The following is a 14,833-nucleotide window of genomic DNA, read 5'->3' as shown; positions in this document are numbered from 1 at the left end:
TTGGCGAGCTCATGCAAAGTCAATCTTGAAGCCACGGGTCAGGTAAGCTTGAGACTATTCCCGCCGCGGTGTGGCAGCCACGCAACGTCAGGCGCCTGGACCCCTTGGCCCTGTGAAAACCGGGTATGGTTCCGCATTAGGAGTCGTCGGGCTTCGCCGGCGTGATTATATGGAGGCCAAACGAGCTGTCCCCCATGCGCTTTCCGCCTGCTTTCCTCGACGAGATCCGCGACCGCGTGCCGATTTCTTCGGTGATCGGCCAGCGCGTCGCGTGGGACAGGAAGAAGACTAACGCGCCGCGCGGCGACTATTGGGCGTGCTGTCCCTTCCATGGCGAGAAGAGCCCGTCCTTCCACTGCGAGGACAAGAAGGGCCGCTACCATTGCTTCGGCTGCTCGGTTTCGGGCGACCATTTCAAGTTCCTGACCGAACTTGACGGGATGAGCTTTCCTGAAGCGGTCGAGAAGATCGCCGACATGGCCGGCGTGCCGATGCCGGTTCGCGATGCCCAGGAGGAGCGGCGCGAAAAGGAACGCGCCAGCCTGACTGACGTCATGGAGATGGCGACGGCGTTCTTCCAGGAACGGCTGCAGGGACCGGAAGGGGCAAAGGCCCGCGCCTATCTGCGCGACCGGGGGCTGACACCGGCGACGCAGCAGTCTTTCCGCCTCGGCTATGCACCCGACAGCCGCAATGCGCTGAAGGAGCATCTTGCCGCCAAGGGTGTCCCCAAGGCCGACATCGAGGCGTGCGGGCTGGTGCGCCATGGCGACGACGTCCCGGTTTCCTACGATTGGTTCCGCGACCGCATCATGTTCCCGATCCCGGATTCCAGGGGCAAGATCATCGCCTTCGGCGGGCGGGCACTGGCGCCGGATGCGCTGGCCAAATACATGAACTCGCCCGATACGGAGCTCTTCCACAAAGGCAACGTGCTCTATAATTTCGCCCGTGCGCGGCAAGCGCTCGGAAAGGGGGCGCTGGCCAAGGGCGGCACGGTCATTGCCGTAGAGGGCTACATCGATGTGATCGCGCTGGCGCAGGCCGGCTTCGAAAACGTGGTGGCGCCGCTCGGCACCGCGTTGACTGAAAACCAGCTCGAACTTCTATGGCGCATGGCTGGCGAGCCGGTGCTGTGCTTCGACGGCGACCAGGCCGGGTTGAAGGCAGCGTGGCGCGCCGCCGACATGGCGCTGCCGGCGGTCCAGGCAGGCCGCTCCGTGCGCTTCGCCCTGCTGCCGGAGGGCAAGGATCCCGACGATCTGGTCAAGGGTGACGGGCCGGATGCGTTCCGCGCCGTGCTTTCCGAGGCACGGCCGCTGGCCGACCTCTTGTGGATGCGCGAGACCGCCGGCGGCATCTTCGACACGCCGGAACGGCGGGCGGAGCTCGAAAAGACGCTACGCGAACTGACCAGCCGCATCCGCGACGAGAGCCTTCGCTATCACTACCAACAGGAAATGCGCGAGCGCGTGCAGAGCTTCTTCGGTGCCCAGCGCGGACGCCAGGGACGTCAGGACGGACGGCCCGGTGAGCGCTTCCCGGGCAGGGTCTCAGCACCCGGCGGACAGTTTGCACGTGGCGGCGGTGCCGGTGGGCGCACCGCGATCACCGAAAGCCTCGGCCGCTCGGCGCTGGTCAAACGCGACGGCGAGGGCATGTCGGTGCGCGAGGCGACGATCATTGCGGCCCTCGTCAACCATCCCGTGCTGATCGACGAGAATTTCGCCCATGTCGAGTTCCTCGATCTCGCCAATTCCGATCTGAAGCGGCTGCATGCGGCCATCCTCGACGCCATGGCGCACGATATGGCCAACAACCGCGAGGCTGTAATCGCGACGATCGAGCGGGCCGGCTGCGGTGAGGTCTGGCAGCGCGCGGTGGCGCTGATCAAACGTGCGCGGCAATGGCCGGCGCTGGAAACGGCAGCACTCGACGATGCTCGCGATGCGTTCAGCCAAGCTCTCCACTTGCAGCGCAGCGCGCGCACCTTACATAAGGAGCTGAAGCAGGCGGAAGCAGCGCTCGCCAGCGATCCCACGGACGAAAATTACCGGCACCTGGTCGAAATCCAGGCGCAATTTCGTGATGTGCAGGCAACGGAAGCGCTGATCGAAGGGTTTGGCGTATCGTCGGGCAGAGCTGGGCGCGTTTAGATCGAAGCCTCCAGAAGACTCAAATGTAAGGACGTGCTTGCGCGTTGAATCAAGCGTGCGGTGCTCTAAGTCGGGTAATTGATTCGCTTTTTTCATGCGAATCATGCGAGAGGCGCTTGACCTTCCGGCAGAATGGCGGAATCAGGTCGATTCGAAACGTTAACCCGCCCCAGCATCGACGGGAATGCAGCGATGTAAGGTACTGATCACTGGACAGGCAGTCAGCTTGCCACAGATATCAGGGTTAATCTGGACTTAACGAGAGATGCAGTTACTGGCCCGGTAAAGCGCGTTCTGGAAGGAGCGCATCCAATTTGACCGGACCGGCAGCTTACGCGGCTTTGATACTCAGCCGCTTGGAGAAAATAAAGACTATGGCGACAAAAGAAAAGGAAGAAGTCGAGACCGAACGCGAGGCCGCGACCGATGGCCCTCTGCTCGACCTTTCCGACGATGCTGTCAAGAAGATGATCAAGGCCGCCAAGAAGCGCGGTTATGTCACCATGGACGAGCTGAATTCGGTGCTGCCCTCGGAGGAAGTGACCTCCGAGCAGATCGAGGACACGATGGCCATGCTTTCCGACATGGGCATCAACGTGGTCGAGGACGACGAGCAGGGCGAGGAGCCCGAAGCCGCCGATACCGCCGCTGACGCCGAGGAAGACGCCAACGAGCTGGCCGAGCAGACCGGCACCGCCGTCGCCGCCACCACGACCAAGAAAGAGCCGACCGACCGCACCGACGATCCGGTCCGCATGTATCTGCGCGAGATGGGCTCAGTCGAACTTCTGTCGCGCGAGGGCGAAATCGCGATCGCCAAGCGCATCGAGGCCGGCCGCGAGACGATGATCGCGGGCCTGTGCGAAAGCCCGCTGACTTTCCAGGCCATCATCATCTGGCGTGACGAGCTCAACGAATCGAAGATCCTGCTGCGCGAGATCATCGACCTCGAAGCGACCTATGCCGGGCCGGAGGCCAAGCAGGCGCCGGTTGTCGAGCGTATCGAGGAAGCCAAGACCGAGGAAAAGTCGCGCCGTTCGCGCGAGGACGAGGACGACATTACCAATGTCGGCGGCGACACGCGTGGCCTGGTGGACGACGACGAGGAAGACGATGACGAGGCGAGCCTGTCGCTGGCGGCGATGGAAGCGGAACTGCGCCCGCAGGTGATGGAGACGCTCGACGTCATTGCCGACACCTACAAGAAACTGCGCAAGCTGCAGGACCAGCAGGTCGAGAACCGGCTGGCTGCCGCGGGCACGCTGTCGCCCAGCCAGGACCGCCGACTGAAGGAATTGAAGGACCAGCTGATCAAGGCGGTGAAGTCGCTGTCCTTGAACACGGCGCGCATCGAGGCGCTGGTCGAGCAGCTCTACGACATCAACAAGCGCCTGGTGCAGAACGAAGGCAAGCTGCTCAGGCTGGCCGAAAGCTATGGCGTGCGCCGCGAGGAATTCCTCAAGGAATATCAGGGCTCGGAGCTCGATCCGAACTGGACCCGCTCGATCGGCAATCTGACTTCGCGCGGCTGGAAGGAATTCACCAAGAACGAGAAGGACGCCATCCGCGACCTGCGCGCCGAGATCCAGAACCTCGCCACCGAGACGGCGATTTCGATCCAGGAATTCCGCAAGATCGTCAACCAGGTGCAGAAGGGCGAGCGCGAAGCCGCGATCGCCAAGAAGGAAATGGTGGAGGCCAATCTGCGCCTCGTCATCTCCATCGCCAAGAAATACACCAATCGCGGCCTGCAGTTCCTCGACCTGATCCAGGAAGGCAATATCGGCCTGATGAAGGCGGTCGACAAATTCGAATACCGCCGCGGCTACAAGTTCTCGACCTACGCGACGTGGTGGATCCGGCAGGCGATCACCCGTTCGATCGCCGACCAGGCGCGCACCATCCGCATTCCGGTGCACATGATCGAAACGATCAACAAGATCGTGCGCACCTCGCGCCAGATGCTGCATGAGATCGGCCGCGAGCCGACGCCAGAAGAACTGGCGGAAAAGCTCGCCATGCCGCTGGAAAAAGTGCGCAAGGTGCTGAAGATCGCCAAGGAGCCGATCTCGCTCGAAACGCCGGTCGGCGACGAGGAGGATTCGCATCTTGGCGACTTCATCGAGGACAAGATGGCGATCCTGCCGATCGACGCGGCGATCCAGGCCAATCTGCGCGAGACGACGACGCGCGTATTGGCCTCGCTGACGCCGCGCGAAGAGCGCGTGCTCAGAATGCGCTTCGGCATCGGCATGAACACCGACCACACGCTTGAAGAAGTCGGCCAGCAGTTCTCGGTCACCCGCGAGCGCATCCGCCAGATCGAAGCCAAGGCGCTGCGCAAGCTCAAGCACCCGAGCCGGTCGCGCAAGCTGCGCAGCTTCCTGGACAGTTAGGCTAGGCTTCCGTGGGGGAGATAACAGAGAGACGGTTATTGCGCCGCCTCCTCCCACGGGTCATCGTTTTCAGCCTGGCCGGTCTTACCATTCACCTATTGGCTCTACTTGGAGCAATGATCTTCGGTCATTCTTTTGTGCCGTCGCAACGTTATGTGAGCGACCACGATATGATCGCGAAATCGATTGCTATACCTGCTGGCTGCTTAATTCTCGTTCTTTACTGCCGAAAGTTTGCAAGGGACTTCGACGCCCCGCAGGTGTCCATCAAGACCCTCATCCTTTCTGGTTTTGGCGTTATTGTGTTGCCTTTTATTTTCGGCGTTTTTATCCGTGCAACTGTCCTGACTGCATACCCGCTCTGGCTGGCGGCACTGATGGGGAAGCATACGCAACTCGAATTTTCCGTCAGTGATACGGCGGGTTGGTCTTACCGCTGTCCGAATAGAGTCAGTCTGGCGGGCATGCCGATGATGACCGGCACTCTATGCGGTATCTCGGACAACTTTCGTAATACACTTCATCAGGGCACTCGGGTCGTGTTGACCGGGCGCGGCACGGCGGACGGACTTTTTGCGGCGGGAATTGATGTTGTTCAATAACTGTAATTCCACAGGGATTTGTCCGTGATAGTGACAGCCGGATGAAAGCGGTTGACATTTGCATGATAGGGCAATGGCCATCGACGGTTCACCGGGCTCGTGGTGCAGTCGGCTGCATGAGACCGGCCGCGAGCCGAACTGGCGGAAAAGCTCGCCATGCCGCTGGAAAAAGTGCGCAAGGTGCTGAAGATCGCCAAGGAGCCGATCTGGCTCGAAACGCCGGTCGGCGACGAGGAGGATTCGCATCTTGGCGACTTCATCGAGGACAAGATGGCGATCCTGCCGATCGACGCGGCGATCCAGGCCAATCTGCGCGAGACGACGACGCGCGTGCTGGCCTCGCTGACGCCGCGCGAAGAGCGCGTGCTCAGAATGCGCTTCGGCATCGGCATGAACACCGATCACACGCTTGAAGAGGTCGGCCAGCAGTTCTCGGTCACCCGCGAGCGCATCCGCCAGATCGAAGCCAAGGCGCTGCGCAAGCTCAAGCACCCGAGCCGGTCGCGCAAGCTCAGAAGCTTCCTCGACAGCTGAGGCCGCGTGACGGACAAGCAGTTTAAAGGGCGCCGGTGGCGCCCTTTTCCATTTGGAGATAGGCGATCACGATTGGACGCGCGGCTCTTGCGGGTCCTGCCCTATGAGAGGATAATTCCGCGACGGACGCATTCTCTGGGCGATAAACCCGGATGCCCGCCCCGGCGGTTGGACGCCGTGCTCCGTGGCACCGGAGGGAGGTGTGCCATGACAACTTACATCGTGCTGATCAACTGGACGGAGCAAGGCGCCAAAAATGTGCGGGAATCGCCGAAGCGGCTCGATGCCGCCAAGAAGCTGCTGGGAGACATGGGCGGGTCCTTCAAGGCATTTTATCTCACCATGGGGGATTGTGACATGGTGGCCGTGCTCGAAGCGCCCGACGATGCCGTCCTGGCTCGTTTCTCGCTGATGCTGGCGACGGGCGGAAACGTCAGGACGCGGACACTCAAGGCTTTCCCCGAGGATGCCTATCGCGAGATCATCACCTCGCTCGGCTGAGCCGCGGCGCCTGAAGCGCGTCGCGCTGAACGGCCCTTGCGACGCGCTTTAAGCTCTTCTTTTTATGCATGTCGTTATCGTAAAACCGCTGCGTACCCTTTGGGCGACCTGGATCAGCGAAGCCGGCCATTCCGCCGGTATCGTGTCACGTTGCGGCGCAACGGCATTTCTCGGATAATCCGTGCGTGTCCTCTGGTGCCGTTTCGAAACATGAGCAAGCCTCTGCTGACCGTCTGGTATAATACGCGCTGTCCGGTCTGTGATGCCGGTATCAGCCGGCAGAAGCGGCGGCTGATCGAGGCGGTCAAGGCCGGCCGGATCGAATTTCGCGACATCGATGCCGAACCGGCGGCGCTGGCCGGATACGGCATCGGGCTGGAGGACATCCGGCGCCGGCTGCATGCGATCGACGCCGACGGCAAATTGCTGGCCGGCGCCGATGTTGCCATTGCTGTATGGCGGACGACGCCCGGCGAAGGCTGGCTCGCAACGCTGTTCGGCAATCCCGGCGCACTGCCGTTGACGCGCTATGGCTATGATCGCTTTGCCGATCTGCTCTATGCCTGGAACCGGCGCAAAGGCCGCTGGTAACGGGTATTATTCGCTCCGCACCGAAAGGTCCGGAGATTGTTTCCAGGCCTTTCGCGTGCCCTGCTATCGAGCCACGGGCTCGCAAATCCAGCCAACGATACGGCGCACCGCCGGCAGCACCAGCAGCAGCGTCGGAAAGGCCACCAGCCAGGACAGGCCCCAAGCCGTCAGCCAAGTGGCCAGCATGTCGGGCTGGAAGCCAAAGCTTTTCAGTGTCGAGATGAACGACACGATGAACGTCATCAGCAACGACCGCACCAGCGGGCCGAGCACGGCGGCATAGCGCGCAGGCAGCTTGCTGCGGGGGGTTTTCATGGTCATTTGGATTTCCCTGAAGCATCCGGTTCGTCACCTTGCATCCATTCGCCGGTATTGTCGGCGTAACTGCCCGGAACGACCGGGGTGGATGCGTTGCTTCACGTCAGACGCTTACGGAGCGGCCTTCGGCCCTCATGCACCCTCCAGCTGCCCTCGCTGGCGAAATCAATCCTGCTGGTGCCATTTTCAGATACATCGTAAGATATATCTTGACTCGACCGTGGCGGGCACTTAGTTGAGATGTATCGTAAGACATAACTCAAGGAGCAGACAATGCACAAAGACAATCATTTCAGTCGTCACCGTTTCGGCGAACGCGCCGAGCGCGTTTTCATGCATATGGCCGGCAAGTTCGGCGGACGTGGCGGCGGCTTTGGCCCGTTCGGGCATGGCATGAGAGGCGGCGGACGCGGCGGGCCGGGCGACATGTTCCGCGCCGGGCGCATGCTGGCCGACGGCGATCTCAAGCTGATCACGCTGTCGCTGCTGGCCGAGGCGCCGCGGCACGGCTACGACATCATCAAGGCGCTGGAGGAGCGCACCAGCGGCGTCTACAGCCCGAGCCCCGGCGTGGTCTATCCGACGCTGACCTTCCTGGAGGAGGCCGGCTACGCCGTTTCTGCGGCGGAAGGCAACAAGAAGGTGTTTTCAATCACCGACGCTGGGCAGGCGCACCTCAACGAAAATCGCGAGATGATCGACCACGTGCTCGAACATCTCGAGCGCTTCGGCCGCAAGATGGCCAAGGCGCGCGACTGGTTCGGCTGGAACGATGACGGCGACGGTGGCCGGCGCGGCCGCTCGGAAAAGCGCGACGAGTTTCGCGCCGTGCGCCACCGGCTGCGCGCCGCGCTCGGCGAGATCGTCGATGCGCCTGAAGCAAAGCAGGCCGAGGCAATCAGCATATTGGAAGCTGCCGCGGAAGCCCTGGAAGCACTGACGCGCGACTGATCTTTAACGGCAAGCCGCAGGCGGCCCTTGCCGGTCCAGCCAAGGACCGGTACTGAAAATCATCCTGCACCGCGCTATGTGGTGCAGGATGATTGCCGTTGGAGGATACCCCATGTCTTTTCTGAAGCGTCTTTTCGGCGGAGGCAACGAAGCCGCCGAGCCAAAGACAGCGGCGCCGGCAAAGCAGATCGAGCACAAGGGATTTTTGATCAGCGCCACGCCCTACAAGGCGGAGGGCCAGTACCAGACCTGCGGCGTGGTTTCGAAAGAGATCGACGGCGTGATGAAGGAGCACAAATTCATCCGCGCCGACCGCTTTGCCGGGCTTGATGATGCCGTCGACATCTCGATCAAAAAGGGCATCCAGCTGGTCGACGAGCAGGGCGAAAAGATCTTCGGATAGATCGGCTACTACAGCCTTGGGTCGATTGGCTCGCTTTCCAACGCCAGCACGGCGAAGACACACTCGTGAACCCGGCGTAGCGGCTGCTTGGCGACAAATCGCGTTAGCGCTTCGTGGCCAAGCGCGAACTCCCGGAGCGCCAGGCTGCGCTTGCCGGCCAGGCCGCGTTCTCGGAGGCGGATGAGATTGTCGGGTGCATCATATTCGGGACCATAGATGATGCGCAAATATTCCGGGCCGCGGACCTTCAGCGCCGGCTGGATGAGCCCCTTCTCGCCACGGCTGACGAAGTCGCGTGGTTTGACCACCATGCCTTCGCCGCCTGAGCCGGTCAGTGCTTCCCACCAGGCGACGGCCTCGGCACACGCGCTGCCGTCGGCGAGGTCAACCATACGCCATCGAGTCGGCGTGACCACGCCGCCACGGGCAGCCAGACGGTCCGCGAGCGACATGTGCCAGACATGGTCCTGGTCAAACCAAACACGTCCCTCGCTGGCCAGCAGGTGGAAAGGCGCGGCCTTAAGGTCCTCGACGCCCGAAACTGGCCATACGTAGGGCGCCCAGGCGGTGGCGTATTTGGCTGCGCGGACGGCCCGGTCTTCAAGGCGTGCGTTCAGGCCGGCTGCATCGACGCCGCGCGCCATCGCACGGGCCAGCGCCTCGTTGCTGGCCTTGAAACCGGCGGCAGAGGATATCGCCACAGGCGCATACTGGCTTTCGATCAGACTGCCGGCCTTGGCCGACCAAGGCATTATCTCGGCGTCCATCAGCAGCCAGTCGCTGTTCAATTCCTTCCACAGATCCGCCGCGTCGACCTCGGTGCGAAGACGGGCGAGCAGGTCCTCCGTCATGGCACTGTCATTGAAAAAGGAGCGTCCGGTGCGGGTCCAGATTGCGCCGGTTTCGTCGCCAGGGACCCCGAAGCGGCTGCGTGCCGCCTGCGCGTTCCGGCAGAGCGCGATCACTGCCCGCGAACCCATGTGCTTCTCCTCGCACACGATCTGCGCAACGCCGCGCTCGCGGAAGTAAGCGAAGGCATCCTCCGGACGTTCCAGCCAGCCGTCCTGGCTGCTGGTCTCGGACGGCGACATGGTCGGCGGCAGATAGATCAGCCATTGCGGCGAGAGCGCGAAGCGGCTCATCACCTCCAGTGCTGCCGACGCGTTCTCCTCGGCCACGACAATCCGGCCCCTCAGTCCGGTCTCGATCCAACGGCGACCGGAGACATCCTGATAATCGAGCACGCCGTCGGCGTCGGCCTGTGCCGATTTACCGGGACCGGACCCGCCCAGCGGACGTATCGGCTCCGACCAGGTCTCGATTGCCGGCACCTCGACCAGTTCGCGTTCCGGCCAGCGCAAGGCCGTCAGCTTGCCGCCGAATACGCATCCGGTGTCGATGCACAGGGTGTTGTTGACCCATTCGGCCGATAGCGTGGGCGTATGTCCATAGATAATGGCCGTCTTGCCACGATAGGCCGCAGCCCAGTCGGCACGGACGGGCAGCCCGAATTCGTCGGTCTCGCCTGTGGTCTCGCCGTACAGAGCGAACTCGCGCACAGCGCCGGAACCGCGTCCGATCATCCCTTCCTTGAGGCCGGCATGGGCGACGGCGAGGCCTCCGCGATCGAGCCAGACATGGCTGCGCAGGCCGTCGAGAAAGGCCGGCAGCGCCTCGCGCAGGCCTCGGTCCTGTGCATTTAGCTGATCAAGAGTCTGCTGGAGGCCGTGAGCGACAGTGACCTTGCGGCCTTCTAGCCAGCGGCTGAGTTTGCGTTCATGGTTGCCCTGGACACAGTAAGCCGTTCCAGCCGCGACCATGCTCATGGCAATGCGCAGCACGTCGGGCGAGTTGGGGCCGCGATCGACGAGGTCGCCGACAAAGACGATCTTGCGGCCCTCTGGTGGAACCACGGTGACCATTCGGTCGCCCTGATGCTCAGACCAGGCGACGCTGTAGCCCAGTCGAGCGAGCAGGATATGAAGCTCATCCGAACAGCCATGGATGTCGCCAATGATATCGAACGGGCCATGGTCGTCGCGCTTATCGGTCCACAGCGGCTGTCGCGACACCTCGGCCGCGTCGATGCTGGCCTCGCTGTAAGCTTCCAGACTTGGCGGAAGCCCTCGCGTTGGAGGCCGCCAAGACCCTTGCGGACCTCGGTTGTCATGCGCTGGGCGACCCCGGCGCCGAACTGCCGGTCGGCTCGCACCGCATTGCGTGCGACGCACACCTCGACGCCTGGATCGAGGACCACGGCGACGGGCAAAGCGTGCCACTTGCGCGCCAGCTCAATCCAGGGCTTGCGGTCGGCGGCTCGCACATTGGTGGCATCGATGACGGCCAGCCTGCGGTGTTTGAGCCGCTTGCCGGCTATTTCGCGAACCAGATCGAAGGCATCCGCAGAGACGTCCTGGTCGGTTTCGTCGTCGGAGATCAGCGCCCGGCACTGGTCCGAGGAGATAATCTCGGTCGTCAGGAAATGCTTGGTGGCGAAAGTCGACTTGCCCGATCCGGTCGAGCCGATCAGCACGACGAGGGCGAAGTCAGGAATGGTGAGGTTGGTCTTATCAGGTTCTCTCATCGGGTGAACACCGCCATCTGTGTGGGGGCGCCGAGGGTCGGGTCCTCGGCTCCGATACCGCTGAAGGTGGCTGCATAGCCATAGATCTCGCCGATTTTGGCCGCCCAGGCTTGGAACTGGGCCCGGCTCCATTCGAAACGGTGATCGGGATGGCGAAATGCGCCAGGGACCAGTCTTGGAAACAGAGCGTTGTAGTCCGCATTCGGAGTGGTCACGATGACGGATTTGGGCGCCGTCTCACCGAAAACGATGCGTTCGACCAGGGGCAGCCTGTCCTCGTCGAGATGCTCGATGACCTCGACCAGAACGGCGACGTCGGCTGCGGCCCAACGGCTGTCGCGGTAGGTCAGCGATCCATGCAGCAGCGTGACCCGGCCCTCGGGCGGCCCGCCTAATTCGTTCAGCTTGAGACGCTTTGCGGCCCATTCCAGTTCGCGCGCCGCCGGATCCAGACCGAAAAGCACATGGATCCATCGCTCGCGCACCAGCCTGTCGAGCAGCTTGCCTTCACCGCATCCCAGGTCCGCAACCGTGGTTCCTCCCGTCGCTCGAATGGCGTGGACAACTGCGTCCATGCGCAGATCGTTGAGCCGGATAGGCGTCTCCAGCGCTTCCTCGGGCGTGACGCGCAACTCGGCAGGTTGTGCCTCGCCAGCCGTCTCGGGAGCCAGCCGCTCCAGGGCGATGCGGGCCAAAGCCCGGCGATTGCCAAGGTAGCGGCGCACGATCAGGTCTTTGGCCGGATGGTTTTCCAGCCAGCCCTCTCCCTTGGACAGCAGCTTGTCGATCTCTGCTTCGCCGACCCAGTAATGCTTGGCATCGTCCATCACCGGGATCAGCACATAGAGGTGATTCAACAAGGCGCTGAGCCGGCCTGTGCCGGTCAGCTTCAGATGGCCGTATCGGGGCTCGCCTGCAGCACCCCCGATTCCTTCGATTGGCGTCAGATCGACTGTCCAGCCCAAGGGTTCGAACAAACTTCGAACCAGAACCTCACCGCCGCGCGTTGGCAGTGGCGTAACCACGGCTTCCAGCGGCAGTTCGCTGTCGGCCAGTTCCTGGCGCTCCTTCGATATACCGGTCATCGCCGTCCGCAGCATTTTGTTCAGCGCCACCGACAGGAAGGATGATGCTGCGTAAGGCCGGTCGTTCACATATTGGTCGAGCAGGCCTTCTGCCTGGCCCTTGCCCCGCACCAGTCCCACAGGATCGACATCGAGCAGGAGTGCAGCCTCGCACCGCTCTTCGGTTGCCTCGGGATAGAACAGCCACGCCTTGCCGAAAGACAGGTCGGTCTCGTGCAGGCGATCCGGATGCTTGTGCAGCAAGAAACCGAGATCGGTGGCCGGACGGTGCGTTGTGGCAACGGAAAGGAACATCCGCGACCGATAGCGCAGACAAGCGGAATAACCAATGGCGGTTGTGTGGCCCACCACAATAGGTTGTCGCCAACGACAACAAGGGCAGGCGCCGGGCGCCTGCCCTTGTACAATTCAGACGATGCTGACGCTTTACGCCGCGGTGGCGACGCGCTCGGCATTGCCGGTCGCGGCTACAATGGCGTCGACCTTGGTCGAGGCCTTGGCCAGCGCTGCTGCCAGCGCATCGGCGCCCATGCCGACTCCTTCGATGCGGATGACCTCGAGATCGGTCATGCCGAGGAAGCCAAGCACGCTGCGCAGGTAGGGAATGGCGTGATCGAACTGCACGGCCGCACCTTCGGAATAGATGCCGCCCGAAGCCAGCACGATGTAGACCTTCTTGCCGGTGACGAGGCCCTTGGGGCCGTTCTCGCCATAGGCAAAGCTCTTGCCGGAACGGGCAATGTGATCGACCCAGGACTTCAGCGTCGAGGAGATGTTGAAGTTGATGAAGCCGGTGGCGAGAATCACCGAATCGGCGGCGAACAGTTCATCCAGCACGACATCGGAGACGCCAACGACTTCAGCCTGGCGCGAGGTGCGCGCTTCGGCCGGCGTGTAGATGCCGGTCGCATAATCGGCATCGATGTGCGGCAACGGATTGGCGACGAGGTCGCGCACGACAAGCGTGTTCGACGGATCGGCGGCAACAAGCTTTTCGGCGAATTCAGTAGCAATACGGGTCGAGTGTGAGGCAGCGCCGCGCGGGCTCGATGTGACAAGAAGGATGGACATAATGGGGTCTCCAGGGTTGGATCAAAATCTCCCGGCAGATATGTGTGCGCAGACCCATTTGAAAAACTGGTATATTTTGTATATTATCCATCTAAAATGTGGATTGAACGATGCAACCGAACCCGACGCTTGACCAACTGCAGATCCTGGTTGCGGTGGCCGAGACCGGCAGCTTCTCGGCCGCCGGGCGCAAATTGAATCGCGCGCAATCGGTGATCAGCTACGCCATCGCCAACCTCGAAGCGCAGCTCGGGCTGAAGCTGTTCGAGCGCGAGGGCACGCGTGAACCGCAACTGACCGATGTCGGCAAGGCGACGCTGGAAGATGCGCGGCGCATGGTCGGCGTGCTGCAACGCATCCGCTCGCGTGTCGACGGATACCGGCAGGGATTGGAGGCGGAAGTGACGCTGTCGGTCGACGTGACGCTACCGTCGCCGGTGCTGGTTCGGGTGCTAAAGGCATTCGAGGCGCAGTTCCCGGCCGTGACGCTGCGTCTGCATATCGGCTCGCTTGGCCTTATCCTCGATCATGTTGTCGGCGGACAGGCCGATCTCGGCATCGGGGGGCTTCTGGGTGAGACGGACGTGAATCTGCTTCGCATCGGCTTCTTCTCCCTGGTGCCAGCCGCAGCGCCTGATCACCCTCTGGCGCTGCTGCCGAGACCAGTGGCGCTAGAGGATGTCCGCGAACACATCCAACTGGTCGTCTCGGACCAGTCCGAGCGTACGCGCGGGCGTGACTATGGCGTCTTCGCCTACCGCACCTGGCGGCTGACGGATGTGCGCACCAAGCACGTGCTGATGCGCGAGGGGCTGGGCTGGGGCGGGCTGCCGCGATGGCTCATCGCCGATGATCTGGCGACCGGCCGGCTCGTCGAACTCGATCTCGAGCCTTACAGCGAAGTCCGCTCGCCGCTCTATGCCATGCACCGCGCCGATCGCAGCCCGAAACCGGCGGCCGCCTGGCTGATCGACCAGTTCAAGCGCCAGCTAGGCTGTTTCAACGAGTTCGAACCGGGTGAGATACCTGAGGAGGAGCCGGAGACAGGCCGTCGATCAGCGCCATGAGAACGGCGCGATAGTCCTCGATCGATGCTCCAGTTTCGATTGCGAGCGCTGCGCGGTCGAAGGCGGCTGCGAGCAAAGCGGTCAGTGCTTCCACAGGCAGTCTCGTCATGGAGTGCGAGCGCATCGCGGCAACAAGGCCGTCGCGCAGCGAACGGTTGCCATGGCGATTGTCGATCGCATCCATGGCGGCGCGGCCGAGCACCGCCGGGCCGTCAAGCAGCAAGAGCCGCGTGCGGCCGGGCGCACGCATGGCAGCCAGATAGGCATCCGAGCCGGCAATCAGCGCATCGCGGGCAAATAGCGAAGGCGGCGACGCGCGTTCGATCTCTTCCGAGACGGCTTGCGCCTCCTGTTCGACCACAGCGGCAAACAACGCCTGCTTGTCGGCAAAGTGATGATAGAGCGCGCCCCGCGTGACGCCGGCAGCGGCGACGATCTCGGGTGTGCCGGTCTCGGCATAGGACTTTTCGGTGAACAGTTTGCGAGCCGCGGCGATGAGCTCAGCGCGTGTCGCCTCGGTGCGATCACGGTTGGAGCGACGAGCGGATCCTTCTTGCATACATGCAGCCTGTAT

The 14,833-nt window shown here is 62.6% G+C and carries 13 protein-coding genes and 2 pseudogenes; 9 read left to right on the top strand and 6 right to left on the bottom strand.

Annotated features, from left to right (window positions below; all coding sequences use genetic code 11):
- Positions 1 to 194: 194 nt before the first annotated feature.
- The 6 genes and pseudogenes from dnaG (at position 195) to NKH67_RS19510 (ending at position 6,780) form a co-directional block, all read left to right on the top strand.
- A complete protein-coding gene (dnaG, locus tag NKH67_RS19535) occupies positions 195 to 2,156 on the top strand; it encodes a DNA primase (protein ID WP_352473950.1) in 1,962 nt (653 codons plus the stop codon).
- 374 nt (positions 2,157 to 2,530) lie between these two features.
- Positions 2,531 to 4,552 (top strand): RNA polymerase sigma factor RpoD, encoded by a 2,022-nt coding sequence (gene rpoD / locus NKH67_RS19530; protein WP_023678297.1) that lies wholly within the window; start codon positions 2,531 to 2,533, stop codon positions 4,550 to 4,552.
- Positions 4,553 to 4,590: 38 nt separating this feature from the next.
- Entirely contained in the window at positions 4,591 to 5,154 is a 564-nt protein-coding gene (locus tag NKH67_RS19525) for a hypothetical protein (RefSeq protein ID WP_352473952.1), read from the top strand.
- A 135-nt stretch (positions 5,155 to 5,289) separates the two neighbouring features.
- A pseudogene (locus NKH67_RS19520) lies at positions 5,290 to 5,688 on the top strand (sigma-70 family RNA polymerase sigma factor); the annotation flags it as partial.
- Between the two features lie 207 nt (positions 5,689 to 5,895).
- Entirely contained in the window at positions 5,896 to 6,189 is a 294-nt protein-coding gene (locus NKH67_RS19515; RefSeq protein WP_292658752.1) for a GYD domain-containing protein, read from the top strand.
- Between the two features lie 210 nt (positions 6,190 to 6,399).
- A complete protein-coding gene (locus NKH67_RS19510; RefSeq protein WP_353031606.1) occupies positions 6,400 to 6,780 on the top strand; it encodes a thiol-disulfide oxidoreductase DCC family protein in 381 nt (126 codons plus the stop codon).
- 63 nt (positions 6,781 to 6,843) lie between these two features.
- Here the strand turns inward: NKH67_RS19510 and NKH67_RS19505 are convergent, their stop codons facing one another.
- Positions 6,844 to 7,101, bottom strand: coding sequence for a DUF2798 domain-containing protein (locus tag NKH67_RS19505; RefSeq protein ID WP_352473953.1), 258 nt, complete (start codon positions 7,099 to 7,101; stop codon positions 6,844 to 6,846).
- A gap of 270 nt (positions 7,102 to 7,371) precedes the next feature.
- Here NKH67_RS19505 and NKH67_RS19500 point away from each other — a divergent pair, with 270 nt between their 5' ends.
- Positions 7,372 to 8,049, top strand: a complete 678-nt coding sequence (locus tag NKH67_RS19500) for a PadR family transcriptional regulator (RefSeq protein WP_352473955.1) — start codon at positions 7,372 to 7,374, stop codon at positions 8,047 to 8,049.
- Positions 8,050 to 8,161: 112 nt separating this feature from the next.
- Positions 8,162 to 8,452: an HlyU family transcriptional regulator gene (locus tag NKH67_RS19495; protein ID WP_023678291.1), complete on the top strand. Its 291-nt coding sequence runs from the start codon at positions 8,162 to 8,164 to the stop codon at positions 8,450 to 8,452.
- Between the two features lie 8 nt (positions 8,453 to 8,460).
- Here NKH67_RS19495 and NKH67_RS19490 read toward each other — a convergent pair whose 3' ends face one another.
- The 4 genes and pseudogenes from NKH67_RS19490 to NKH67_RS19475 form a co-directional block, all read right to left on the bottom strand.
- The gene (locus NKH67_RS19490; protein WP_352473957.1) at positions 8,461 to 10,524 is read right to left on the bottom strand and encodes a polynucleotide kinase-phosphatase; all 2,064 of its coding nucleotides are present in this window, start codon (positions 10,522 to 10,524) and stop codon (positions 8,461 to 8,463) included.
- Positions 10,525 to 10,706: 182 nt separating this feature from the next.
- Positions 10,707 to 11,036 (bottom strand): annotated as a pseudogene (locus tag NKH67_RS19485) (AAA family ATPase); the annotation flags it as partial.
- Entirely contained in the window at positions 11,033 to 12,415 is a 1,383-nt protein-coding gene (locus NKH67_RS19480) for a 3' terminal RNA ribose 2'-O-methyltransferase Hen1 (RefSeq protein ID WP_352473958.1), read from the bottom strand. The gene NKH67_RS19480 and the pseudogene NKH67_RS19485, both read right to left, overlap by 4 nt.
- A 132-nt stretch (positions 12,416 to 12,547) precedes the next feature.
- Positions 12,548 to 13,192, bottom strand: a complete 645-nt coding sequence (locus tag NKH67_RS19475; RefSeq protein ID WP_352473960.1) for an FMN-dependent NADH-azoreductase — start codon at positions 13,190 to 13,192, stop codon at positions 12,548 to 12,550.
- A gap of 110 nt (positions 13,193 to 13,302) precedes the next feature.
- On the opposite strand from NKH67_RS19475, the gene NKH67_RS19470 reads away from it, so the two are divergent.
- Complete coding sequence (locus NKH67_RS19470) at positions 13,303 to 14,259, top strand: LysR family transcriptional regulator (RefSeq protein WP_352450726.1); 957 nt, start codon at positions 13,303 to 13,305, stop codon at positions 14,257 to 14,259.
- Here the strand turns inward: NKH67_RS19470 and NKH67_RS19465 are convergent.
- Complete coding sequence (locus NKH67_RS19465; protein WP_352473961.1) at positions 14,192 to 14,818, bottom strand: TetR/AcrR family transcriptional regulator; 627 nt, start codon at positions 14,816 to 14,818, stop codon at positions 14,192 to 14,194. The genes NKH67_RS19470 and NKH67_RS19465 overlap by 68 nt on opposite strands.
- Positions 14,819 to 14,833: the final 15 nt, after the last annotated feature.

The sequence above is a fragment of the Mesorhizobium sp. M0968 genome (assembly GCF_040319065.1).
GTDB lineage: Bacteria > Pseudomonadota > Alphaproteobacteria > Rhizobiales > Rhizobiaceae > Mesorhizobium.
The sequence above is the reverse complement of the archived record's forward strand: the minus strand, read 5'-3'. Positions and strand labels throughout refer to the sequence as shown.

What these genes read in the sequence shown, in the direction of transcription:
- dnaG (WP_352473950.1), top strand. Translation starts at nt 195, where the DNA reads ATGCGCTTTCCGCCTGCTTTCCTCGACGAGATCCGCGACCGCGTGCCG.
- rpoD (WP_023678297.1), top strand. Translation starts at nt 2,531, where the DNA reads ATGGCGACAAAAGAAAAGGAAGAAGTCGAGACCGAACGCGAGGCCGCG.
- NKH67_RS19515 (WP_292658752.1), top strand. Translation starts at nt 5,896, where the DNA reads ATGACAACTTACATCGTGCTGATCAACTGGACGGAGCAAGGCGCCAAA.
- NKH67_RS19510 (WP_353031606.1), top strand. Translation starts at nt 6,400, where the DNA reads ATGAGCAAGCCTCTGCTGACCGTCTGGTATAATACGCGCTGTCCGGTC.
- NKH67_RS19505 (WP_352473953.1), bottom strand. Translation starts at nt 7,101, where the DNA reads ATGACCATGAAAACCCCCCGCAGCAAGCTGCCTGCGCGCTATGCCGCC.
- NKH67_RS19500 (WP_352473955.1), top strand. Translation starts at nt 7,372, where the DNA reads ATGCACAAAGACAATCATTTCAGTCGTCACCGTTTCGGCGAACGCGCC.
- NKH67_RS19495 (WP_023678291.1), top strand. Translation starts at nt 8,162, where the DNA reads ATGTCTTTTCTGAAGCGTCTTTTCGGCGGAGGCAACGAAGCCGCCGAG.
- NKH67_RS19480 (WP_352473958.1), bottom strand. Translation starts at nt 12,415, where the DNA reads ATGTTCCTTTCCGTTGCCACAACGCACCGTCCGGCCACCGATCTCGGT.
- NKH67_RS19475 (WP_352473960.1), bottom strand. Translation starts at nt 13,192, where the DNA reads ATGTCCATCCTTCTTGTCACATCGAGCCCGCGCGGCGCTGCCTCACAC.
- NKH67_RS19470 (WP_352450726.1), top strand. Translation starts at nt 13,303, where the DNA reads ATGCAACCGAACCCGACGCTTGACCAACTGCAGATCCTGGTTGCGGTG.
- NKH67_RS19465 (WP_352473961.1), bottom strand. Translation starts at nt 14,818, where the DNA reads ATGCAAGAAGGATCCGCTCGTCGCTCCAACCGTGATCGCACCGAGGCG.